We start from the raw sequence: 23,533 nt of genomic DNA on the forward strand, positions 1-23,533 counted from the left end.
TGCAAAGGTAATAATATCGTGCGTGTGCTTTTTAGCATCGTTATAAATAACACATCCGTTTGATTTTTATGTTATTAAACTGGTAAATTCACGCTTACAAAGCCTTCTATTATGGAAAACGAAAAGTTTGGTATGGATGCCCGGCAGCAAACGGACCTGAAAGACCCATCGCGCCGGAGTTTTATAAAGCAATCCTCATTATTAACTGCTGTGGCTTTAACCCCCGCAACGGCCTTAAAAGCGGCAGAAGACCACCTGGATGAGCAAATTGCCGGTGTGCTGGAAAAGCTGCCTTTACGCATGGAAGTGAATGGCGAAATGCATAACCTATCGGTTGAACCACGCGCTACGCTCCTTGATATTCTTCGCGAAGAAATGGACCTTACGGGCACCAAAAAAGGCTGCGACCACGGTCAGTGCGGCGCGTGCACGGTACACGTGGACGGGCAGCGGGTAAATTCGTGCCTTACGCTTGGGATAATGGTTAACGGTAAAAAAGTAACCACCATTGAAGGGCTGGCCAAAGGTGATGTGCTGCACCCCATGCAGGAGGCTTTTTTAAAACACGACGGTTTCCAATGCGGGTACTGCACGCCGGGGCAGATCATGTCGGCAGTGGCTTGTATCAACGAGGGGCACGCCAACTCTGAAGGAGAGATAAGGGAATATATGAGTGGTAATATTTGCCGCTGCGGTGCCTACCCAAATATTGTTAACGCCATAATGGATGTAAAGAACGGGGGGATGGAAGCATGAAACAGTTTCAATATGTTAAGGCAAGCAGTAACGCGGGCGTGATAACCGCTATCAGCAAACCCGGCACCAAAATAATAGCAGGCGGCACCAATCTGGTCGACCTGATGAAACGGGGCGTAACTGCGCCGGACAGGCTGGTTGATATTACCCATCTGCCGCTAAAAAGCATAAACATAACCGGTAAAGGTTTACATATAGGGGCGCTTGCCCTGAACAGTGTTGTAGCCGAAAACGCACTTGTTGTTGAAAAGCACCCGCTGTTAGCTATGGCGCTAAAAGCCGGCGCATCGCCGCAATTGCGTAATATGGCAACCGTTGGCGGTAATATGATGCAGCGCACCCGCTGTACATATTTTTATGATACGGCTATGCCCTGCAATAAGCGTGCGCCGGGCACAGGTTGCGGCGCAATAGGCGGCATTAACCGTATGCACGCCATATTTGGCACCAGCTCAAAATGTATTGCCGTGCACCCAAGTGATATGTGTGTGGCTTTAGCTGCGCTGGATGCTACCGTTATAATTGCAGGCCCGAAGGGGCAACGAACCTTGCAATTTACCGAATTCCACCGTTTACCGGGCGAGCACCCTGAATTGGACAACCACCTGGCAACGGGGGAAATGATACTATCGGTAGAGATCCCTGATAATAACTTTGCTAAAAACAGCTACTATTTAAAAGTACGCGACAGGCAATCATACGCTTTCGCGCTGGTATCTGTAGCGGCGGCATTAGATATACAGAACGGTGTGATCCGGGGCGCACGTTTAGCAATGGGTGGTGTGGCGCATAAGCCATGGCGTTTGTTTGAAGTTGAGAAATCACTCATTGGCAAAAAACCTACAGAAGAAAATTTCGCGCAGGCGGCGCAGCTTGCCATGCAGGGCGCTAAAGCATATGAGTATAATGCATTTAAATTAAAACTTGCCCCGGCTACTATTGCCGAGGCGCTAAAACACGCCTCGGGCTTAGTTTAATATGATGGAAGAAGCAATAAAAACCGCGATACCTTCATCGGCCGACGGGATGAGCCGGATAGACGGAAGGGCAAAAGTTACCGGCAAAGCAAAATATGCCGCCGAATACAGGCCGGATGGATTAGCCTATGGCGTATTGGCTGGCAGCACCATTGCCAAAGGCACTGTAACGGCTATTGATATAGCCAGGGCAGAAAAAGCGCCGGGTGTGCTCGCCGTGGTGACACATTTTAACTCGCCGAAAGTGCCGGGGCATCAAAAGCCAAAAAAGCCTACTAAAAAAGCCGGGCCGATACTGGTTTTTAACGATAACGTTATTCACTACAATGGCCAGCCCATTGCCATGGTAATAGCCGATACTTATGAGCGCGCACTGTACGCGGCATCGTTGGTAAAGGCAACATACAACAAACAGGCGCACGATACCAAACCGCCATCGGATATCAGTATGGGCATAGCCCCCTGGGGTAAAGATTCCGTTCGCGGCGAAGCTGATGCCTGGAAAAACGCGCCTTTTAAGCTGGAACAGGAATATGTTATCCCTACCGAAGTACACAACCCAATGGAACTGCATGCCATTATTGCCAAATGGGATGGCGCTGATAAGCTTACCGTTTGGGATAAAACCCAGGGTACGCAAGCCACCCGCGATGACATCGCGAAAGCGTTCAATATTCCGGCTGCTAATGTACAGGTAATAGCGAAATTTGTGGGCGGCGCTTTTGGTAGTGCCCTGCAGGTATGGCCGCACGAAATTGCCGCTATTTTGGGCGCTAAACTTGTCAGGCGCCCGGTTAAACTGGTTTTGCACCGGCAGGATATGTTTACATCTGTTGGCCACCGCCCATATACCTGGCAAAAAGTTGGTATTGGCGCCACCGCCGATGGCAAGCTGGTGGGCATCACCCACGAGGCTGTTGGGCAAACGTCAACCTACGAAGATTTTGCCGAAGGGCCTATAAATGTGAGCAAGGGCTTATATGCCTGTCCAAATGTTACCACACGTTATAAGTTGCTATCGCTTAATATAGGTACCCCAACATGGATGCGCGGGCCGGGCGAAGCAACGGGGGCTTTCGCGTTGGAATCGGCGCTGGATGAACTTTCGTACCAGGTAAAGATTGACCCGGTACAACTACGCCTGATAAACTATGCCAAGGTAGACCCGGAGAACGGCAAACCTTATTCAAGCAAATACCTGGACGAAGCCTATAAAATGGGAGCCGACCAGATAGGCTGGGAAAACCGCAGGCAGGAAGCCGGGGCGGTAAAAAAGGATGGCTGGCTGGTTGGTTACGGTATGGGCGGCGGCATGTTTGGCGCTTACCGCGATAGTGCCACCGTTAAAGCTGTGATGCGCGCCGATGGCACCCTGCTTTTACAAACGGCTGTAACTGATATAGGCCCCGGGACAGGAACGGCTATGGTACTTATTGCTGCCGATATTATGGGCTTGCCTGCAGATAAAATAAAATTTGAAATGGGCGATTCCTCGTTGCCAAACGCGCCGATGCAGGGCGGCTCGGCTACCACGGCTACCGTAGGCGGCGCTGTGTATGATGCCTGCACCGAGTTGAAACAGAAGTTTCAGAAACTGATTGGCAACGGCGGGACGGACAACCCCGACTATGCCAAAATATTAAGTGATAAAAACCTGGCAGGTTTAGATGTCACCACCCAATCATCCTTAGGGGCCGATGCGCAAAACAAATATTCGATGCAGGCTTGGTCGGTGCATTTTACAAGGGTATTGGTGCACCCGGCAACAGGCGTGGTAAAAATAGATAAGGTGGTATCTGTCGCCGATTCGGGGAAAGTTATCAGCCAAAAAACTGCCCGAAGCCAACTTATAGGCGGTGCTATTGGCGGCATTGGCATGGCCTTGATGGAAGATGCCATTATCGACCATAGATACGGCCGTTATGTTAACAACAATTTTGCTGATTACCACGTGCCTGTTAATGCCGATATCCCGCAAATGGAGGCCCTGTTTGTAAACAAGCCCGATTCACATATTAACGCGATGGGCGCAAAGGGTATGGCCGAAATATCTTTAATAGGTATGGCCGCTGCGGTAGCCAACGCGGTTTTTAACGCCACGGGTAAACGCGTACGCGATCTGCCTATTACGCCGGATAAGCTGATATAAATTATTTATCCCCGGGTATAGGGGTGTTTTTTAAAGCCGTAGCTACAGCCACAAGGTTTGCAGCCGCGGCTTTTCCCGTTTCTATCGACCACTCCTTGCGGTAATCGCTTTCCAGGTAATTATCGCCGGGGCCCGGCCCGTTGTTCCAATAGGTGTACGATTGCGGGGCGATGGTAAAGCCAATATCCATCAGCGCGCCTGCAATTTCTGATACTACGTGGCGTGCACCATCCTCGGCGCCGGTTACTACAAAGCCTGCTACCTTATTAAAAGTTACCGGCCGGTTTTGCGCGTCGCGTTTGGGATACAGCCCATTGATCCGCTCTAAAACTTTAAGCGCTTCGCTGCTCATGGTGCCCATCCAGGTTGGGGTAGCTATAATTAATATTTCGGAGTTTAAAAGTTCTTTGAGTATAGCAGGCCAGGCATCACCGTCGCCAAGGTCAGATTTAATACCGGTGATGATGTTGTGGTCGGCTACGCGGATCATTTTTGTTTTTACGCCAAACCGCTCTAATTCGCGCATCACTTCTACAGCCAATGCTTCGGTATTTGATACCGCCGGCGATGGCTTTAGCGTGCAGTTTAACACAAGTGCCTTCATATTAATCCTGAATTATAGGCTGGTGGTGGGCGTGGCAAGCTTCGGCACATTGGCGGCAAGCTTCGGCGCATTTTTGGCAATGATCGTGCGGATGCATTTCGCATTCTTCGGCACACATGCGGCAAATTTCTTCGCAAAGCAATAAATACTGGTGGGCAATTTCTGACCTGCGCTCCAGGAGCTTGGCGGCCTGGCTGCAAATATCTGCACAATCGCGGTCGAGGCTGATGCATCTTACCATCGGTTTTACACCATCTTCCAGTAAACACGCGGTGGCGCAATTTTCGCAAGCCTCAACACAAGCCAGCAGCTTTTCAATTAACGCGGTATGATCATGATTATCCATAGCTGTAATTATTGATGATATTATATCAATACGCTACAGTTAAAAATGTTTCGATAAATTTAAAATTGCTACCAGTCTTTCAGCTTTTTAAGATACGCAGTAAGCTCGCCTGCAATCATTTCATGCTCGTTTGCATCGGGGTGATCATCGCAGCCGCTGTTAAAACTTCGCGAGAAAAAGAATTTGCTTACCTTATTATCGCCACGGTTATTCACAAATTGCACAATCCCCGCAAGGTAGCGCTGTAGCAATACTATAGTAAGTTCTTTATTTGCCATAGGGCTCGACAGGCAAACAATATCCGACTGCGGGTATTTGCTGCGTACGGTATCAATCAATCGCACATATTGGCTGCAAAACTTAACCGAATCCTGCGGGCCGTCATTTTGGCCGAGGCAAATGGTTACTACATCGGGCTGGTATTGTTTAAAGTTGTAAGTAAGCGAATCATTTCGCAAATACACTTTATCATATACCTGCGGCAGCACAATATCCATATTACAACAGCTATGTATAAGGCCAACACCTGCAACAGCTGTTAACTGCCATTGGGCGTTTAAAGCGCGCGATGTACGCGCGCCGTAAGCAAGGTAAGCGTTATGCTGATCGTACCACTCGCCTTTGCCGCAGGCTACCTGCGATGCATCGACCCCCGCGCCGGCTGTTATCGAATCGCCTATGTATTCTATCATCCGCTTTGGCTGTACGGGGGGCATGATCTTTTCGCATACAAGGCCCACAAACTCCAGGTAGCCCATGCCCGATTCGGTGTCCTTACAGATCAGCAGTGTATGTTCGCCTTTTGATAGTCCGTTCGCTATTTGTATATCGTTTGTTTTGCCTGTTGTTTGTATGCGCGATGTTTTACCATCGATAACCACCTCTATATAATTATGCGTTTTGCCATACATCTCCTCATCGTTGATCAACAACCGACAGTACGCCCCTTTAAACTTAGTGGTAATATACACCCCCGGCGACCAAAACTTTGGCTTTTGCGGGTTACTGAAATCAACCCGGCCGGTATATTTAAAATATTTGTTATCAGCCGTAAAAAGTTTTTGTTTGGGCAATACCTTGCCGTATGTAAATAGGGCGGATAGTAACAGTACAAAAAATAGCAGTGCCGTGTTTCTCTTCATCATAATCTGTCAGCATAAAATTACGCAACCTGGGTTAAGCGCCCTAATACTTTTATAGCAATTATTTGAACTTAGACCAATAAAAAAGGGTGGATGCTATAAGCATCCACCCTTTAAATATTTGATCAGGAAGTATTAGTTCTCGTCGGCAGGCTCGTCTGTTGCAAGGCCTACCACCTTATAAACTTTGTTATTATCGTTATCGCGGGTTTCCTGGAAATAAGTTCCATCCGGTGCAACGTATAATTTTTCACCGTTCACTTTTATCTTACGGCTATCTTGCGGCAGGGTGGTTAAAACATCTCCTATTTGGTAAGGCTGGTCGTATTCTGCACCTGCGCCGCCATCATCGGTGTTCAGTTCACCATCTTTACCGGCAACTTCGTATACTACGCTGCCATCATCTTTGGTAACCGCACGGTAATAAACACCGTTCGATTCGTAATATTGCTCGCCGTTAATGGTTATAGCTTCTGCTTTTGAAGGCAATGAGTTTACCTGAGCGCCAACCGGCGGTTCAACTACGGTATATTGATTATCGTTATACTGATAATATAAACCATCACTGTAATAGTACTGATAATCGCCCCAATAGAATGGATAGTATCCGTAAGGCAATACACCTATACTAAAACCAATACGTGGTAGGTAGTATGAACTGTAATAACCACGGTAGTTGTAATACCCACGGTTAAAATAGCGGGGGCCATAATAACCGTTTCTGTAACCATACCCATAGCGGCCATAATTGCCACCACGATAACCGCCACGGCCATAATTGCCTGTATAAGGGCGGCCTACATTTGGACGGTGCGCACCATTATTATATGCATTTACACGGCCCTGGTAGCTGCCCCTTGTGCCTTGCGGACGGCCATAACTGCCGGATGGACGGTTGAACCCGCCTGAAGGCCTGGTTACGCCAACGCTACCACCTGATGGGCGATTGAAACCGCCTGAAGGCCTGCTAATGCCAACACCACCGCTTGACGGGCGGTTGAAGCCGCCTGATGGCCTGCTTATGCCAGCACTGCCGCTTGATGGACGACTGAAACTACCGGATGGCCTGCTAAAGCTACCACCGCCACCGCCAGATGGACGACTAACGCTTCCGCCGCCGCCACCGCCTGATGACCTTCCGCCGCCGCCACCACCGCCGCCTCTATGCTGTGCGCTGGCAGAAAAGCCCAAACCAAGGAACATCATTCCGCTTAGGGCTACACTTAATAATTTTTTATATCCTGTTTTCATCTTGAAAATTTATAATCGATCAGTTGTTAACGCTGATGTATGTATAAGACTAAGAAATATGTAAACGGTTTAATTGCCGTTTAATTATTTTTTACAAAAAGCGGGCCGCTGTTAATGCTCAATGTCAGGCTCATATCCTATTAAATGTCCTCGGATATAAAAATAAAACCACCGTTAAAATTCAAACTGATAAAGCCGTCGTTTGTGGTGATGAATGTATTTTTGCCAATTGCCGCTAACCCGCTGGTTTGCAGGTTTAAATATAGGGATAAGATGCGAATTATTTCGCCGGCCGGCTTCCATTTGCTAAAACCCGGGTTTATGGCGTATGTTTTTTGCCCGCCGCTAAAAATCACCAGGTTAATTTTGTGGGCAAAGGGTATAAAATCGGCTAACTGTACGTCGTCTGTAATGATATTGACCGCTTTATATTCATTTTGGATAAGATAATTTAGCGCGGCTTCCACCGGGCCTGCCTGGCCCTGCGGTATTTGCTTCACGTCCGATTGCAGGTCGTTGTCTAATTCATCCGCTATAATAATATCTATCTTTATTTCGTAGGCGTTTATTTGCTCGGCAACCGGCGGTGTAGTAATAACCGTAGGGCTCCACTCCAGCAGCTGGCCCAGTAACTCTTCGGAGAAGGTGTTAAGGCCGAGCACCAGCAGCGCGGGTTCCTGCTTTTCGCGTACAATGTGGTGAGAAGACATTATTATGTATTATACTGATAAGTAATTTTGCCAAAGGTAATTAAATTAGCCTCTCCCCAACCCCTCTACGAGGGAGAGGGCTTTTTAAAAAGCCTCCCCTAACGGAGGAGATTTAGAGGGGGGCTTATAGTTTAGGAAAAATGGCCGAAAACGAGATACAGATAAAGCGAAAAATAATCCATATTGATATGGATGCCTTTTACGCGTCGGTTGAGCAGCGGGATTTTCCGGAATATCGCGGCAAACCCCTGGTGGTAGGCGGCTTGCCCGAGGGGCGTGGCGGCGTTGTTGCTACAGCCAGCTACGAAGCACGCAAGTTTGGCATCCGGTCGGCCATGTCATCAAAACAGGCGCTGCAGCTTTGTCCGCACGCCATATTTGTAAGGCCAAGGTTTGCCGCTTATAAAGAGGTGTCGCAAAAGATCCGCGAGATCTTTGGGCGATATACCGACCTGATAGAACCCCTGTCGTTAGACGAAGCCTACCTTGACGTTACCAACGATAAACTGGACATCGGCTCGGCCATCGAGATCGCGCAGCAGATTAAGCAGGCCATAAAGGATGAACTTAACCTTACAGCTTCGGCAGGGGTATCGGTAAATAAATTTGTAGCCAAGATCGCATCGGACATTAAGAAACCGGATGGCCTTACCTTCATCGGCCCATCATCCATAGAAGCGTTTATGGAAAACCTGCCGGTTGAGAAATTTTATGGTGTAGGCAAAGTTACCGCCGAAAAAATGAAGAAGCAGGGGCTGTTTACCGGTGCCGACCTGAAAAAGCTTACGCTTGATGAAATGACCGGCCGCTTTGGCAAGGCGGGAGGTTTCTATTATAATATAGTGCGCGGCATAGATGATAGGGAAGTACAGCCGCACCGCGAAACAAAATCGATGGGTGCAGAGGATACATTTGCCTACGACCTTACCGTGGTTGAGGAAATGCATACCGAGTTAGAAAAAATTGCCAAAACCGTGCACGATCGCCTGCTAAAATACCAGTTAAAAGGCCGTACCATTACCCTCAAAATAAAATACAGCGATTTCAGGCAAATCACCCGCAGCCAGTCGCTTCCCCTTTGTATCGATGACCTTGATACGATATTAAATGCCTCTAAATCCCTTTTAGCTGCTACTGATATTGAAAATAGCCGGATTAGATTGCTTGGAATAACGGTTTCTAATTTTTTACCGGTAGAAATTAGACAAAAACCGCAAACAGATCAGCTTTCTTTGTTTTATTTCTGAGAAAAACAAGCAAAAGCATTAAATTTTATTGTAAACCTTTTTTTATTAGCGATTTTCTATAAAATAGTTTACTTAATCCAAATTTTTGATTTAAAAAAGGTAATTTATAAGCAAGTTGTTATATATATCATTAGTTATTACATGATTTATTGATAAAATTTATAAATAATTTGATTTTTATTGACAATATGATTTTAATGTTGTTATTTTAGCATATGAAATCGCAAGTAAAATCACTTATTTTAAATTTAATAACCTTTTTTGCAATAAAAGCGAGTTGTTTTGTTATCTTTTTTATAAAAAGTGTTAAGGTTATTAAAGTAAATTGGATAAAAAGCAATAATTACATTCTTTTAATCCTTAAAAGCTCCGCAATTGCCTCTTTTAATCGATATAAGAGCTGTGAAAACAGATTAGGCCTTATAAACCGACTACTAAACACCGCGACAGTTCATATAAATGGTTTAAATCACAATTTAATTTACACAGCATCGGCCCGAAGATTGCATAGCGGGTTGATGCTGTTTCCGCACCATGCGGTTTGGCGAACGTCCTGGGCTGATCAATGATCACCCTCAAAATATACTGACCTCAACTAATACTGACTATTAATTAACTAACTAAAATTCCCACTTAAACTAAAACAATGAAAAAAATTGTACCCTTTGGAATCCTCGTTATCGTAGTTATCCTGGCACTTGTGTATCCGGGTAACGTAGCGGCGGCCAAACCTGCCGAATTTGATAAGGCTGATGTTGCCTGGCTGTTGATATCAACCGCGCTGGTATTGTTAATGACACCCGGCCTCGCCTTCTTTTACGGGGGTATGGTACGTAAAAAGAACGTTATATCTACCATGCTGCAAAGCTTTGTTTGTATGGGGCTGATTACCATTATATGGGTGGTGTTTGGTTTCAGTATGGCTTTTGGTACTGATGTTGGCGGCATGGGCCTAATTGGTAACCCTAAGTCGTTCTTTATGATGCAAAACACTTTAGGTGTATCATGGGGCACTATCCCGGTTATACTGTTTGCTATGTTCCAGCTAAAATTCGCGGTTATTACTCCCGCGCTTATTACCGGTGCGTTTGCAGAACGTATCCGTTTCAACTCTTATTTAATTTTCATTACCCTGTTCATCATTGTTATCTACATCCCGCTTGCCCACGCAACCTGGCATTCAGAAGGCCTGTTCTTTAAAATGGGCGTACTTGATTTTGCCGGAGGAACCGTTGTGCACATGTCTGCCGGTTGGGCCGCACTTGCCTCAGCATTATATCTTAAAAAACGTAACGAGGTATCAGAATCGCATACCCCGGCACGTATCAGCTACGTAATTTTAGGTACAGGCTTGCTTTGGTTTGGCTGGTTTGGGTTTAACGCCGGTTCGGCATTAGGCTCGGGCGAGCTTGCTGCTACCGCATTGGCTACAACAACTACCGCATCTGCCGCTGCGGCCATGTCGTGGATCTTCTTTGATATCCTCAGAGGTAAAAAACCATCGGCTATGGGTGCCTGTATTGGCGCTGTTGTAGGTTTGGTTGCTGTAACACCTGCTGCGGGCTACATTACTGTATCAAGCTCGCTTGTTGTGGGTATAGTTGCGGCGGTTGTAAGTAACCTGGTAGTTATCTGGAGAAGCAAAACCAATATTGACGATACCTTAGATGTATTCCCTTGCCACGGCGTAGGTGGTATGGTGGGTATGTTAATGACCGGTATCTTTGCAACCAAAGCTGTAAACAGCGCCGGTGCAGATGGTTTAGCTTATGGCGAAACCGCTTTATTTGTAAAGCATATTATCGCGTTGGTAGCGGTATCTGCGTTTGCATTCCTGGGTTCGTTTTTACTGCTAAAAGTTACAGATCTTATCAGCCCGTTACGTGTATCTGCTGAAGAAGAAGCTGCCGGTTTAGATGTAACCCAACACGACGAAGAACTATAATAACGAACTATAACTGACTGACTAATTAACGAAGAAAAGGGGGTGCGAAAGCATCCCTTTTTTGATTTAACGCCAACGCATGTGTCTCTTTTCAATAGCGTGCCAAATACAGTATGTATACTTCTTTCCCCGGCAGCAGCTTGTGGGGTAAGTTATGCGGTAAATAAAAAAGGACAGCTTATAGCCGTCCTTTCAAATATTTAGTAGATACGCGACACTTCGCGTCTTTAGCACTTAGGTTAATTTACGTTTTACTTCTACGTTTTCGTATGCTTCTACGATATCACCAACTTCGATATTGTTGTAGTTGGCGATGTTCAAACCACATTCGTAGTTTGTACCAACTTCTTTCACATCGTCTTTGAAACGTTTTAGTGAAGCAAGCTCGCCTGTATGAATTACCACACCATCACGAACTATACGGATCTTACTGTTACGGGTAATCTTACCGTCTAATACCATACAACCTGCAATGGTACCCACCTTACTGATCTTGAAGGTTTCGCGGATCTCTACGTTAGCCACTATCTTCTCTTCAAACGTTGGTGCAAGCATGCCTTCCATCGCCAATTTAATCTCGTTGATAGCATCGTAGATGATCGAGTAAAGCCTGATATCTATCTGCTCGGCCTCAGCCAGTTTACGCGCACTTCCCGAAGGACGTACCTGGAAACCGATGATGATGGCATCTGATGCAGAAGCCAGCAATACGTCGGATTCGGAGATCTGACCAACTGCTTTTGATATGATGTTCACCTGGATCTGCTCGGTAGATAGTTTCAGTAACGAATCTGATAACGCTTCGATAGAACCATCCACGTCACCCTTAACAATAATGTTAAGTTCCTTAAAGTTACCAACTGCCAAACGGCGGCCAATTTCGTCAAGTGTAATGTGTTTCTGCGTACGTAAACCTTGTTCGCGTTGTAACTGTAAACGTTTGTTTGCAATTTCGCGTGCTTCGGTCTCGCTATCTAATACGTTAAACTTATCGCCCGCCGTAGGTGCGCCCTGCATACCCAACACCTGTACAGGTGTTGATGGCCCTGCAGATTCAACCCTTTGGCCGCGTTCGTTTGTTAACGCTTTAACACGCCCGCTGTAGCAACCGGCTAATATCGGGTCGCCCACTTTAAGTCGGCCCGATTGTACCAGTATGGTAGTAACTATACCACGGCCTTTATCTAAGGCTGCTTCTATTACTGTACCTACGGCACGTTTGTTAGGGTTAGCTTTCAGTTCAAGCAATTCTGCTTCAAGCAATACCTTCTCTAATAATAGTTCGATATTTAAACCGGTTTTAGCCGAGATCTCTTGTGTTTGGTATTTACCGCCCCACTCTTCAACCAAAATATTCATGGCTGATAGCTGCTCACGTACCTTATCGGCGTTAGCACCCGGCCTGTCAATTTTGTTGAAAGCGAAGATGATAGGCGCACCTGCAGCCTGCGCGTGGTTTATGGCCTCGCGGGTTTGTGGCATCACGCTGTCATCGGCAGCAATTACAATGATAACAATATCTGTAACCTGTGCACCCCTGGCACGCATGGCGGTAAACGCCTCGTGGCCCGGTGTATCCAGGAAGGTAATTTTTCCTTTATCGCCCGGCAAAGTAACTTCGTAAGCACCAATGTGCTGCGTTATACCCCCGGCCTCGCCGCCTATTACGTTTGTTTTGCGGATAAAATCCAGTAATGATGTTTTACCATGATCTACGTGGCCCATGATGGTCACGATAGGTGCACGTGGAATAAGATCTTCCGGATCATCCGGCTGGTCAAGGATAAACTCCTCGTCCTGTGGTTTTACAAACTCAACCTGGTAGCCAAACTCATCAGCCACAATGCTAAGGGTTTCGGCATCCAAACGCTGGTTAATAGACACAAACATACCCAAACTCATACAAGTTGAGATAATTTGTGTTACCGATACGTCCATCATCAAGGCTAATTCGTTTGCCGTAACAAACTCTGTAACCTTAATTACTTTCGACATCGCGTCCTGCTCCATTGCCAGTTCATCGGCATTCGCGGCAACATCATCACGCTTTTGACGGCGGAATTTGGCACGCTGTGCAAACTTACCCGACTTACCCGCACCGCTTAAGCGTGCAAGTGTAGCCTTGATCTGGTCTTGTATATCCTTTTCTGTAGGTTCTTCTTTGGGGCCTCCGCCAGGGGCAGGCCTTCCTCCTCTAAAATCGGGACGGTTACCACCGCCACCAGGTGCGCCCGGCGGACGGTTCCTGAAATCGGGACGGTTTGGATTGATAGTGCCGCTTGGCGGCGCCTGCTGGCCGGTGTTGCCACCCTGCCCGCCACCACCTTGCTGGTCTTTACGTTTGCGCTTGCGCTTTTGATCGGCAGCGTTACCCGCGGCATTTGATGATGACGCTACCGGGCCGCCACGTTTAGGCTGGTTAACCGGTAAAGTTATTTTGCCAATAATTTTTGGCCCGCTTAAACGCTCGGCGCTTGCACGTATAACCTCGTCGTCGCCATCTGCCGTAACATCGGCATCAGCTGCCGGGGCTGCTTCTGCCGGGGCTGCTTTTTCAGCAACAGGCTCGGCGGTTTTTGGCTCTTCGGCAACAGGTGCAGCTTTTTCTGCAACGGGTTCGGCGGCTTTTGGCGCTTCAACTACAGGCGTTGGTGCAGGTTTCTCTGCAACAGGCTCTGCTGCTTTTGGTGCTTCGGCAACTGGCGCAAGTTTTTCTGCAGCAGTTTCAGGCGCTTTCGGAGTTTCTGCAACAGGTGCAGCTTTCTCTTCAACCGGTGGTTTTGCACTAAGGTTATTAAGGTCTATTTTACCAATTACCTTTACACCCGGTAATGCTTCGTTGCTGCGCTCGTCGGCTTTTGCCTCTGCAGGCTCGGCCGGTTTTGGCTTTTCAGCCTGCGCCGAAGTAAAATGGCCGGTGTTTTTGATCAGTATCTCTTCGTTCTCGAAATCGCGTGAACGGCGCGGCTGCTCGGCAGGGCGTTCGGGTGTTTGCACACCTTCCTCCTTGCGGATATTGCCGATCTTGATCTGCTTGGCCTCCTCCTTAATAATTTTATCAACAGCAAACTCCTTTAACAATGTGGTGTACATATCGTTATCCAGCTTAGCCATGGGTTGCTTTTCAACCTTGTAGCCTTTGGAAGCTAAGAAATCGACAATGGTACCCATACCAATGTTCAGTTCTTTTACTGCTTTTATTAATTTTATGGATTTGTCTTCTGACATTTATTAAATTTTCTCTGCTAATTATCGCAAAAATACGATTTTAATTTTTGTTATTCTGTTTATTCAAATTCTGCCTGCAGAATTGATAACACATCTTTTATTGTTTCCTCTTCCAGATCGGTACGTTTTACCAACTCGCCAACAGATAATGCCAGTACCGATTTAGCGGTATCAAGGCCTATACGTTTAAACTCGTCAAGTATCCAGCTATCAATCTCATCCGAGAATTCTTCGATATCCACATCCTCGTCATGCTCATCAGCCTCGCGGTAAACATCAATTTCGTAACCGGTTAACTTGCCGGCCAGTTTAATGTTATGGCCGCCACGGCCTATCGCTAACGATACCTGGTCGGGCTTTAAGTAAACTGCCGCAGTTTTTTTCTCATCGTCTAACTTAATAGAGGTGATCTTGGCGGGCGATAAGGCGCGCTGTATGTATAACTGAATATTGTTTGTAAAGTTTATTACGTCGATATTTTCGTTTTTCAACTCGCGAACGATACCGTGGATACGAGACCCTTTCATACCTACGCAGGCACCAACCGGATCGATACGGTCATCGTACGATTCTACCGCAACTTTAGCCCTTTCGCCAGGTTCGCGTACAATTTTCTTGATGGTGATCAATCCGTCGAAAATTTCGGGAACTTCCATTTCGAACAAACGCTGTAAAAACTCGGGCGCTGTACGTGATATAATGATCTTAGGGTTGCTATTCAGCATATCAACCTTGCTGATTATCGCCCTAACGCTATCGCCTTTTTTAAAGTAATCGGCAGGGATCTGCTCGGTTTTTGGCAATAAAAGTTCGTTACCTTCATCATCAAGCACCAAAGTTTCTTTTTTCCAAACCTGGTAAACCTCGCCGGTAACAATTTCACCAACGCGGTCTTTATATTTTTTGAAGATCTCGTCTTTTTCAAGCTCAAGAATTTTTGATACCAGTGTTTGGCGTGCAGCAAGTATCGCGCGGCGGCCAAAGCTCTCTAACGTGATTTGTTCAATTTGCTCGTCGCCAATTTCAAGGTCAGCGTCAATTGTTTTGGCCTCGGCCAGTTCAACCTCCAGGTCATCATCCTCACTAAAGCCATCCTCAACAACCACACGTGTGCGCCAAATTTCTAAGTCACCATTGTCTGTGTTAACAATTACGTCACAATTCTCGTCAGTGCCGTATTTTTTCCTGATCATGCTTCTGAAAACGTCTTCCAGAACGCTCATCATGGTTGGGCGGTCAATGTTCTTGAAATCTTTAAATTCCTGAAAAGAATCAATTAAATTAATATTGCTCATCTTCTACTTGAATGATATTAAAACTTTTGTTTCTGTTATTTTATCTGTCGGGATGGTGCTTTCAACAGTTACAGCCTTTTTCCCTTTTTCTTTTATTGTTTCTTCTATTACGATCTGGTCGTCGCCGGCTTCTTTTAAAACGCCTTCGCGCTTAGCGCCATCGTCCATCTTTATTGCTAACGTGCGGCCGATGTTTTTAGCATATTGCCTTTTTAATGTTAGCGGGGTATCAATGCCGGGCGATGAAACCTCCAGGTTGTACGGGGTATCAATAACATTCTCTTCTTCCAGGTGAAAGCCCACATGCCTGCTTATGGCAACACAATCAGCTATCCCTATCCCGTTATCCCCGTCAACCAGCACTATCAGTTTACCGTTCGGATGCATTTTAACATCCACCAAAAACAAGTTTGGCATATCGGCAATTTTCTCCTCTACCAGTTCAGTCGTTCTTTTTTCAATATTCATTATCGTATGTTTTTCCCGGTATCCCGACAGGTGGCCGGGGCGGATGATAATTTGATTGATAAAATAAAAGAGGGGACAAACGCCCCCTCTTTTTTAATTCAGATGCAAATATAGCATGTTTTTTTGATTTTTACAAGCTTATTGCTTAAAAATCAAATCAATAAAATGCGTTTTGCCGGGTTGGGAGCGGCCTTTTATATAATCTATCAGCTTTGCGCCCTCGCCAAGCCGGTAATTTCGTATAAAGTAAGTTTGGCCTTTTACAAATGGGGTGTCGGGCGTAAAAACTACAACACTGTCTTTTAACAGGTACCGGCCCGGCTGTACCGGCTGGTAATTCTTCAGGTCAGTATCGGCAGGCATGCGATAAACCGCCACCAGGCTTTGCCAAACATCGTTTAAAGTATCGCGTGCGATATCCTGCATTACGGCATAATCAAGCCCCTTTAGCTGGATGGATTGCTTATTATTTATTAGCGAGATCTGCACCGCGGCCGGGTGCTTTGCGGGGGTGCAGGCAAGGGCAAGGAGGACTAACAGATAGGATAGCTTTTTCATTTTTTTTATTTATTAGTTTACTCAACCCGGTCCTGATACGCCATCGCCCGGCTCCAGCCGGGTGACTGCAAAATCCTTTATTTCTTCAACGTTTCCTCAAATAGTTTATAGATGCGTTTATACTCATCCGTCCAGCTGCTGGGTTGTACAAAGCCGTGGTCTTCTACCGGGTACGATGCCAGCTCCCAGTTTTCTTTATGCAGTTCTATCAGCTTTTGTGTAAGCCGGATAATATCCTGGTAATTCACGTTTTGGTCAACCATGCCATGAAGCATCAGTAAATGGCCTTTTAAACCATCGGCAAAGTAAATGGGCGAGCTTTGGCGGTAGGCTATCTCATCCGTAAAAGGTTCGTTCAGGATGTTGGATGTGTACCCGTGGTTATAATGCGCCCAGTCCGTAACCGAGCGGATGGCGCCGCCCGCGGCAAATACATCGGGCTGGGTAAACAGGGCCATTAAAGTTATAAAACCGCCGTACGAGCCGCCGTACAGGCCCACATGTTTAGGGTTAACCCCATATTTTTCTACCAATAATTTTACGCCATCTACCTGGTCGGTAAGGTCGGCGCCGCCCATGTGGCGGTATATGCCGGTACGGATATCACGGCCATAGCCCGAGCTGGCGGTATAGTCGATATCCAGAACCGTGTAGCCGTTATCGGCCAGCATATTGTTGAACATGTATTCGCGGAAATAGGTGCTCCACCAGTAATGCACGTTTTGCAGGTAGCCCGCGCCGTGTACAAATACCACGGCCGGTTTGGCCGGGTCGGGGTTTTTGGGCTGGTACAGCCGCGCGTAAATATCCTTGCCGTTACGGTTTTTGAAGCTGATCACCTCCGGTTCGCGCCATGGGTACGATTTAAACTCTTCGGTTACCGAATTGGTTATCTGTACCGCTTTAGCCCCCGGTTTATTAGGTTGTAGATAAAGTTCCCAGGGCTTGTTGGAGTACGAGTAACGGATGGCCAGCCATTTTTCATCCGGAGAAAGTTCTACTTCGTTACCGCCTTTCATCCCTGTTATTTTAACCGGCTGGCCGCCCGTTACCGGGATGCGGTAAAAATGCGTTATGCCCGGGTGCTCGATATTGGCCGTGAAATAAAATGTTTTTTTATCGTTTGACAGGTGCAGTGTTTGCACCTCCCATTTGCCCGAGGTAAGTTGCTTTTTTTCGCCGCTCACTACATCGGCCAGGTAAAGATGCGAGTAGCCGCTGGCCTCGCTCTGGAAAAAGAAATGCGTGTTATCCGTCCACCCCAAACTGCCGTTGGCGAAGAAACCGCCTGTGCCCGGGCCGCCTATCCAGGCATCGTCGTGCTGGCGATCAAGCAGGGTGAGCTTACCTGTGGCGGCGTCCAACTTCATCAGCCAGCGGTCCTTGTTATCCTGGGCATCTACGTTTACAATAGCGTAGCTACCATCGGGGCTCCAATAAGGGCCACTGATGTCTACTTTCCGGTCGGCATTTAGTTTTTTGCGGGCCTCCAGCTCTTTGGGGTAGTCTTTAAAGTACTCTGGTATATCTTTTATCCCCGGCAGGTCTTTGGTGATGATGCTGTAAACACTATCGCGCTGCCTGTCGAAAATAAAACTCTCGGAAGTTGACTGCGGGCCGCCCACCTTGGTACGGTTGGGGATATCTTCGGTATATCCAGATGAGGTTACATAATCGGGCACTATGGTATTTTTAGCGCCCTCGGCAAGCTGGGTAAGGCGGTAAGTAACGTACCTGCCATCGGGGCTTAGCTGTACACCGCTTAAACGCTTATCGCCAAATGCTATCTCTTTTAATTTGGCCACCTTAAACTGGCTGTGCTCTATAGAATCCAGTTTGCGGTCTTTCTCGTTCACTTTAATAATATCAAACAACTCCAGCTGCTGTTTTTTTAGCCATCGGGATTGCTCGTTATCCTTTGCCGGTTTCTTTTCGCTGTTTGCTGTTTTAACAAAGTTGGTCAACTGGGTTAGTTCGCCTTTATTAAGTTTTAGCGCGTACAGGTTATTTTCGCTGGTGAAAACAATGCTTGTTTCATCGCCGCTAAAGGTTGGGTTATTTTCGTACCCGGTGGTGTTGGTCAGCTGGATGCTTTTGCCCGACGCCACATCAAGCAGGTAAATATCACCGTTCTTCTCATAAGTTTTGAGCGTACGCTTTTTGTTCCATTTACCGTTATCGGGTAATATGTCACGACGCTCGGCCAGGGTTGCCTTTTGGGGTTTAATATTGTTTGGGCTGATATAGAACCGTTCATCGCGCTCGGCTTTGTCGGGGTTCCAGGTAAAATAGATCTTTTTGCTGTCGTCGCTCCAGCGGATGTTATCCGGCGATGTGCCGATCCATTTAGGATCGCGCATTATTTTTTCAATGGTGAGCACTTCGAGTTTTTGTGCCGATGCGGCAAAACCGATGCAAAGGAATAATAAGGTAAGGTTTTTTTTCATAACAAATTTGCTGTTAGACGATGCAAGTTAACAGTTTAGGTAATATTACTATTTTTAACGTTTTAATTGTTACAAAATGGAAATAAAGGGGAGCCAATTTACACTGCGCTACTGGCAGGCTACAGATGCAATATCCCTGCAAAAACACGCCAACAACCCAAAGGTGCCAGCCTACCTGCTCGACAGGTTCCCATCGCCGTATACATTGGCCGATGCGGAGGAATTTATAGGCCTGATGCTAAAACAGGAACCCAAAACCAATTTCGTTATAGAAATTAACGGGGAAGCTGCCGGCGGCATCGGACTGGAATTTAGGACAGATGTTTACCGCAAATCGCCGCTGATAGGTTACTGGCTTGCCGAGCAATATTGGGGCAACGGCATTATTACCGAAGCGGTTAAACTGGTGACCGATTATGCCTTCAACAACTTTGATATCATTTGCATTATGGCTTTCATCTTCAGCAATAACACGGCATCAATGCGGGTGCTGGAGAAAGCGGGGTACATAAAACAAGCGGAACTTAAACAAACAGTAATTAAAAACGGGGAGATTATGGGCGAGGATGTTTATGTAGCGTACAGGCAGTAACCCTTGTCATACTGAACGTAGTGAAGTATCTCTAATTAATAGATCTTCCTGTAAATTTCCTTCACCATCCCGCCCGGGTCAAGTGATAAATTAACTGCCGACGATACCGCGATGCCATATACGCTTGTTTGCAGCAACGGCTCAATATCTTTCAACTGCACTCCTCCTACTGCAATTACGGGTAAATCTATGGGTTGGCGTTCCAATAGGCGGTAACCATCATAACCCAATAAAGGCTTATCGTTTGGTTTGGTATCGGTATGGGCAAATGGGCCGTATCCGCAATAATCAACAACGCCGCTGTTTTGTACGCGCAGCAATGCTTGGATGTTTGTGGCTGATGCACCTAAGGTTTTTTCGTCGGTTATCGCTTCGCGTATGGCGGCGAGATCGGCATCAAAATCTTCGATGTGTACGCCCTGGGCGTCTACTTTATCTAAAAGATGGTAGTGGTTGGCGAGGATGAGCGTAGCGCCCCAGTCATCACAGATGGATGCGATCTGGTGCAGTTCTGTAACCATTTCCTCATCGCTCTTGCTCATACAGCGGTACTGGATCCAGTTAGCCCCGGCTTCGCAGGCTATTTGTACCTGCTCTGCGTGGCTGCGGTTGGGCAGGTCCTGCGTAAGGTAGTGGAATTTGGATATGTATTTTTTCATTTATTTAGTATGACAAAGGGCTTATAGTTAAAGGGCTTATAGTAAAAAAAAGGCGACAAATGTTCACGTTCACGTTTGCACAAATGCAGCATATTTTGCAAGATGCTAATAATCAGTTTTTTGGGAGCTTACATACTGACAATATAGCGCCACCAACATGCATGGAAATTTTTATACAACCCACAATGACCGATTGAGCATGCTGAACTGTTAGCACATTGGCTAAGCCTTCGACAAGCTCAGGTTGACAGGCTTACCTAATCTCTAACCTCAAATCACTAATCTCTCTATTTCAACACCTCGCCAATGGCGGTACCAATATTACCATCGGGCGCCTGGATATGTAAAAGCTGGGATATTGTAGGTGCAATGTCGGTCATCCGGGTTTCGCGGCTTATACTGCCATGTTTTATCCCCCATCCCATAAACAACAGCGGGATGTGCGTATCATACGGGCTCCAGGTACCATGGCCGGCGCCTGTTTGGCCCACGCCGTACCATCCCGGTTTTAATATGATCTGGATAGTGCCGCTGCGGTCGGGGTTGTATCCATTCTGGATCCGGGACCTTAGCCCGTCGGGCAGGCTGGCCGCCTGTACATTTTGCATATCTACAGCAAATGCAACTTCGGGTTCCTGCTGCAAAAGCTGTATACAATCAACTTTAATAGCATCACCGCTTATGCCGGCTTTTTTAATGGCGGGGTTATTAAAACTTACCTGGTAATTATTAAGGCTTAGCACCAAATTGGCTGCCTTATATTTTTCCTCGAGCATTTTATTTAACCGGGTGCGTAAGCTGCCGCTGTTCCAGGCACCTGCCGGGATCTTATGGTCGGTTAAAAAATTGGGGTTTGGCGTGCCGCCATGGTCTGCCGTAAGAAAAACGCTGTAATTGCCTTTGCCGATCTTAGCATCAAGATAGGTGAAAAAGGCGGCCAGGTCTTTATCTAAACGCAGGTAGGTATCTTCCACCTCAACCGAATTTGGACCAAACCGGTGCCCAACATAATCTGTTGATGACAGGCTCACAGCCAGGAAATCGGTAACTGTATTTGCCCCCATCTTCTCGTTATCGACAATAGCTTTGGCCAGTTCCAGCGTCATGGTGTTACCGTATGGGGTAGATCGGATGATGCCCGCGTTATCTTTATACAGCGCTGATGTTTTTACAGGAAGTGTTGGCGCATCAGTGCCGTTAAATTTCCCCTCGTAGCGGGGGCTGTTATCCGGCGCGCTTTGCACGTAAGTGTTTATTGGGTAAAGGGTGTTCCAATCCTGCTTCAGGTATTTTTCGGCAGGCTTGCCGGCATTAAGTGTTTTAAGCCAGGCGGGGAGTTCCGTCATATAATAAGTGCTGCTGATCCAGGCATCGTTGGCGTCGTCAAACCAGTAAGCCGCGTTGGCCGAGTGGCCTGCGGGCAAAATACCACCACGGTCTTTTAGCGCTATGCCGATTACTTTTGAGCGGAAGTTGGTAGCCAGCTTCAACTCGTCGGTTACGGTAGTAACCAGCAAATTGCGCGGCGACATTTGCCCCGCCTTTGAATCGCTTCCTACAGATCTAACCGTACTATCGCCTGCACAATACATCGGTTTGCCCGTTTTCATATCAAAAAAATCGTTCCCGGCTATACCATGTATGGCAGGTACCGAACCGGTATATACAGAAGAATGGCCTATGGCGGTAACTGTAGGGATATATGGGATAAGTGTGTTTTCGCAGGTAAACCCTTCATTAAGCATCCTTTTAAAACCACCGCTTTGGTAGCGGTCGTAATACCGGTACAGGTAGTCCCAGCGCATCTGGTCGACTACAAAACCTATTACCAGTTTGGGGCGGGGAAGCGTAGTACCAGTTGCAGTTAAAGTTTTTTTATTTTGTGCCGATAAGCTAAATACAGCGGTAGCAAAGGTTAGCGTAAGCAGTGTTTTTATTTTCATAGCGTAGGTATCAAAAAGCAAATATCATTATTGCAATGTATAAACTATGTGATATTTGTGTTACTTTATTTAAACAACCCGGCGAAACTAATCTAAAAAAGTAAGCAGACTGTGCTGGCTGGCGGTGTGCAGGTCGCGCCAAACCCGGTTAATTTCGGTATCGGGCGATGCCGCTAAAAGGCCGCAATAAGGGTACAATTCATCTACGCTTTCGCGCGATATTTTTGCCAAAACGCGGCTGGTATGGCTTACCGCTTTTAATAACGCTGCATCCCGGGGGTTATTCCACGAAGCTTCTACAGCCTCGAAAAAACTTGCCCTTGCCTGGTTGAGCAGGGCAGTTGCCGATTGCAGGGCTTCATCCATTACCGCGACATTTGCCCGGTTTACCCGGCGGATATTTGTTGCCTTGTTTTCAAACGCAGGCCCGCAAAGATCGATAAAATGCACCGCCATACCCGATAGGTTTGCCGCCAGCGTAGCCTCGGCCAGTTGCAGGAAGGGGTAGGTGTATAAGGTTGAACCTATCACCGCCGAAGCCGTATCAATTTTAAAGCAGCGGTTTTTATCTACATACAAATCAGTAACCGAATAGGCATCGCTGCCCGTGGCTACCATCCCCATATATTTCCAGCCGGATAGTAGCTGCACATCTTTCCTGTTTAATACAAAAGGTAATATCAACTGGTTGCCGTCTACATCTAAAACCGGCATATCGCCATACATTATATTGCAATTAACTGTTATATAAGTAGCATGATGCACACCGCTGGCATATTTCCAGTTCCCATTGATGATGTAACCGTCGCCGGATTGGGTTGCCCTACCTGTAGCCGCGCCGCTGCCTGCCACGCAGGCTTGTTTATCGCTATAGATCTGCTGCGCGATATCCGGATCGATAAAACCACCGAACCAGCCCGCACCACAGCATAGTGTTACTACCCAACCCAGGCTGCCATCGGCCCAGCTTAGGGCCTCTTCTGTTTTTATCAGGTCGGGAAGTGGCGTTTGTAACCCGCCGTAAACGGCAGGCGCCAATAAATTAAACCATTGCTGCTCATAAACCAACTGCAATTGGGCGGGATGTAGTTTGCCCAGCCCTTCTGCCTCGGCGGCATTATCCCTGATGAGATCTACCCACCCGGGTTTTAGCAGGGCCGACGGATGTTTAATGTTTTCCATATTATGCCTCCCGACCTCCGCCAGCCGGCAAAGA

Annotated in this window: 19 protein-coding genes; 6 read left to right on the plus strand and 13 right to left on the minus strand. The window is 46.9% G+C overall.

Annotated elements, in window-relative coordinates; translation table 11 throughout:
- The first annotated feature begins 111 nt into the window (after positions 1-111).
- From EWM62_RS15535 to EWM62_RS15545, 3 genes are read left to right on the plus strand one after another with little or no spacing between them, the layout of a single operon-like run.
- Positions 112-756, plus strand: a complete 645-nt coding sequence (locus tag EWM62_RS15535; protein WP_238989365.1) for a (2Fe-2S)-binding protein — start codon at positions 112-114, stop codon at positions 754-756.
- Positions 753-1,733: an FAD binding domain-containing protein gene (locus tag EWM62_RS15540; RefSeq protein WP_129877598.1), complete on the plus strand. Its 981-nt coding sequence runs from the start codon at positions 753-755 to the stop codon at positions 1,731-1,733. Before EWM62_RS15535 ends, EWM62_RS15540 begins: the two co-directional genes overlap by 4 nt.
- A gap of 1 nt (position 1,734) precedes the next feature.
- Positions 1,735-3,882, plus strand: a complete 2,148-nt coding sequence (locus EWM62_RS15545) for a xanthine dehydrogenase family protein molybdopterin-binding subunit (RefSeq protein WP_238989366.1) — start codon at positions 1,735-1,737, stop codon at positions 3,880-3,882.
- 1 nt (position 3,883) lies between these two features.
- On the opposite strand, the gene EWM62_RS15550 is transcribed toward EWM62_RS15545, so the two are convergent.
- The 5 genes from EWM62_RS15550 to EWM62_RS15575 all read right to left on the minus strand — a co-directional run bounded on the left by EWM62_RS15550 (position 3,884) and on the right by EWM62_RS15575 (position 7,935).
- Positions 3,884-4,486, minus strand: a complete 603-nt coding sequence (locus EWM62_RS15550; protein ID WP_129877599.1) for a flavodoxin family protein — start codon at positions 4,484-4,486, stop codon at positions 3,884-3,886.
- A 1-nt stretch (position 4,487) separates the two neighbouring features.
- Positions 4,488-4,832 (minus strand): four-helix bundle copper-binding protein, encoded by a 345-nt coding sequence (locus EWM62_RS15555; protein ID WP_129877600.1) that lies wholly within the window; start codon positions 4,830-4,832, stop codon positions 4,488-4,490.
- A gap of 68 nt (positions 4,833-4,900) precedes the next feature.
- Positions 4,901-5,977 (minus strand): SGNH/GDSL hydrolase family protein, encoded by a 1,077-nt coding sequence (locus tag EWM62_RS15560; RefSeq protein ID WP_129877601.1) that lies wholly within the window; start codon positions 5,975-5,977, stop codon positions 4,901-4,903.
- 132 nt (positions 5,978-6,109) lie between these two features.
- Entirely contained in the window at positions 6,110-7,225 is a 1,116-nt protein-coding gene (locus EWM62_RS19350) for a DUF6515 family protein (protein WP_162499855.1), read from the minus strand.
- A 140-nt stretch (positions 7,226-7,365) separates the two neighbouring features.
- Positions 7,366-7,935: a thiamine pyrophosphokinase gene (locus EWM62_RS15575; RefSeq protein WP_129877604.1), complete on the minus strand. Its 570-nt coding sequence runs from the start codon at positions 7,933-7,935 to the stop codon at positions 7,366-7,368.
- A gap of 140 nt (positions 7,936-8,075) precedes the next feature.
- On the opposite strand from EWM62_RS15575, the gene dinB reads away from it, so the two are divergent.
- Both dinB and EWM62_RS15585 read left to right on the plus strand, forming a co-directional pair.
- Entirely contained in the window at positions 8,076-9,182 is a 1,107-nt protein-coding gene (gene dinB / locus EWM62_RS15580; protein WP_129877605.1) for a DNA polymerase IV, read from the plus strand.
- Positions 9,183-9,828: 646 nt separating this feature from the next.
- On the plus strand, positions 9,829-11,127 hold the full coding sequence (locus EWM62_RS15585; RefSeq protein WP_129877606.1) for an ammonium transporter: 1,299 nt from the start codon (positions 9,829-9,831) through the stop codon (positions 11,125-11,127).
- 234 nt (positions 11,128-11,361) lie between these two features.
- On the opposite strand, the gene infB is transcribed toward EWM62_RS15585, so the two are convergent.
- The 5 genes from infB to EWM62_RS15610 form a co-directional block, all read right to left on the minus strand.
- Entirely contained in the window at positions 11,362-14,355 is a 2,994-nt protein-coding gene (infB, locus tag EWM62_RS15590) for a translation initiation factor IF-2 (RefSeq protein ID WP_129877607.1), read from the minus strand.
- Positions 14,356-14,414: 59 nt separating this feature from the next.
- Positions 14,415-15,650, minus strand: coding sequence for a transcription termination factor NusA (gene nusA / locus EWM62_RS15595; protein ID WP_129877608.1), 1,236 nt, complete (start codon positions 15,648-15,650; stop codon positions 14,415-14,417).
- A gap of 3 nt (positions 15,651-15,653) precedes the next feature.
- Positions 15,654-16,118 (minus strand): ribosome assembly cofactor RimP, encoded by a 465-nt coding sequence (rimP, locus tag EWM62_RS15600; RefSeq protein WP_129877609.1) that lies wholly within the window; start codon positions 16,116-16,118, stop codon positions 15,654-15,656.
- 138 nt (positions 16,119-16,256) lie between these two features.
- Positions 16,257-16,676 carry a hypothetical protein gene (locus EWM62_RS15605; protein WP_129877610.1) on the minus strand — a complete coding sequence of 140 codons (420 nt, stop codon included), beginning with the start codon at positions 16,674-16,676 and terminating at the stop codon, positions 16,257-16,259.
- Between the two features lie 77 nt (positions 16,677-16,753).
- Entirely contained in the window at positions 16,754-19,123 is a 2,370-nt protein-coding gene (locus tag EWM62_RS15610; RefSeq protein ID WP_129877611.1) for a prolyl oligopeptidase family serine peptidase, read from the minus strand.
- Between the two features lie 76 nt (positions 19,124-19,199).
- Between EWM62_RS15610 and EWM62_RS15615 the strand changes: the two genes are divergently transcribed.
- Positions 19,200-19,715 (plus strand): GNAT family N-acetyltransferase, encoded by a 516-nt coding sequence (locus EWM62_RS15615; protein ID WP_129877612.1) that lies wholly within the window; start codon positions 19,200-19,202, stop codon positions 19,713-19,715.
- 35 nt (positions 19,716-19,750) lie between these two features.
- On the opposite strand, the gene EWM62_RS15620 is transcribed toward EWM62_RS15615, so the two are convergent.
- From EWM62_RS15620 to EWM62_RS15630, 3 genes are all read right to left on the minus strand, one after another.
- A complete protein-coding gene (locus tag EWM62_RS15620) occupies positions 19,751-20,374 on the minus strand; it encodes a thiamine phosphate synthase (RefSeq protein ID WP_129877613.1) in 624 nt (207 codons plus the stop codon).
- A gap of 287 nt (positions 20,375-20,661) precedes the next feature.
- Positions 20,662-22,317 carry an alkaline phosphatase PafA gene (gene pafA / locus EWM62_RS15625; protein ID WP_129877614.1) on the minus strand — a complete coding sequence of 552 codons (1,656 nt, stop codon included), beginning with the start codon at positions 22,315-22,317 and terminating at the stop codon, positions 20,662-20,664.
- Between the two features lie 87 nt (positions 22,318-22,404).
- A complete protein-coding gene (locus tag EWM62_RS15630; protein ID WP_129877615.1) occupies positions 22,405-23,499 on the minus strand; it encodes an acyl-CoA dehydrogenase family protein in 1,095 nt (364 codons plus the stop codon).
- Positions 23,500-23,533 lie beyond the last annotated feature (34 nt).

The organism is Mucilaginibacter terrigena (genome assembly GCF_004168255.1).
Classification (GTDB): domain Bacteria; phylum Bacteroidota; class Bacteroidia; order Sphingobacteriales; family Sphingobacteriaceae; genus Mucilaginibacter; species Mucilaginibacter terrigena.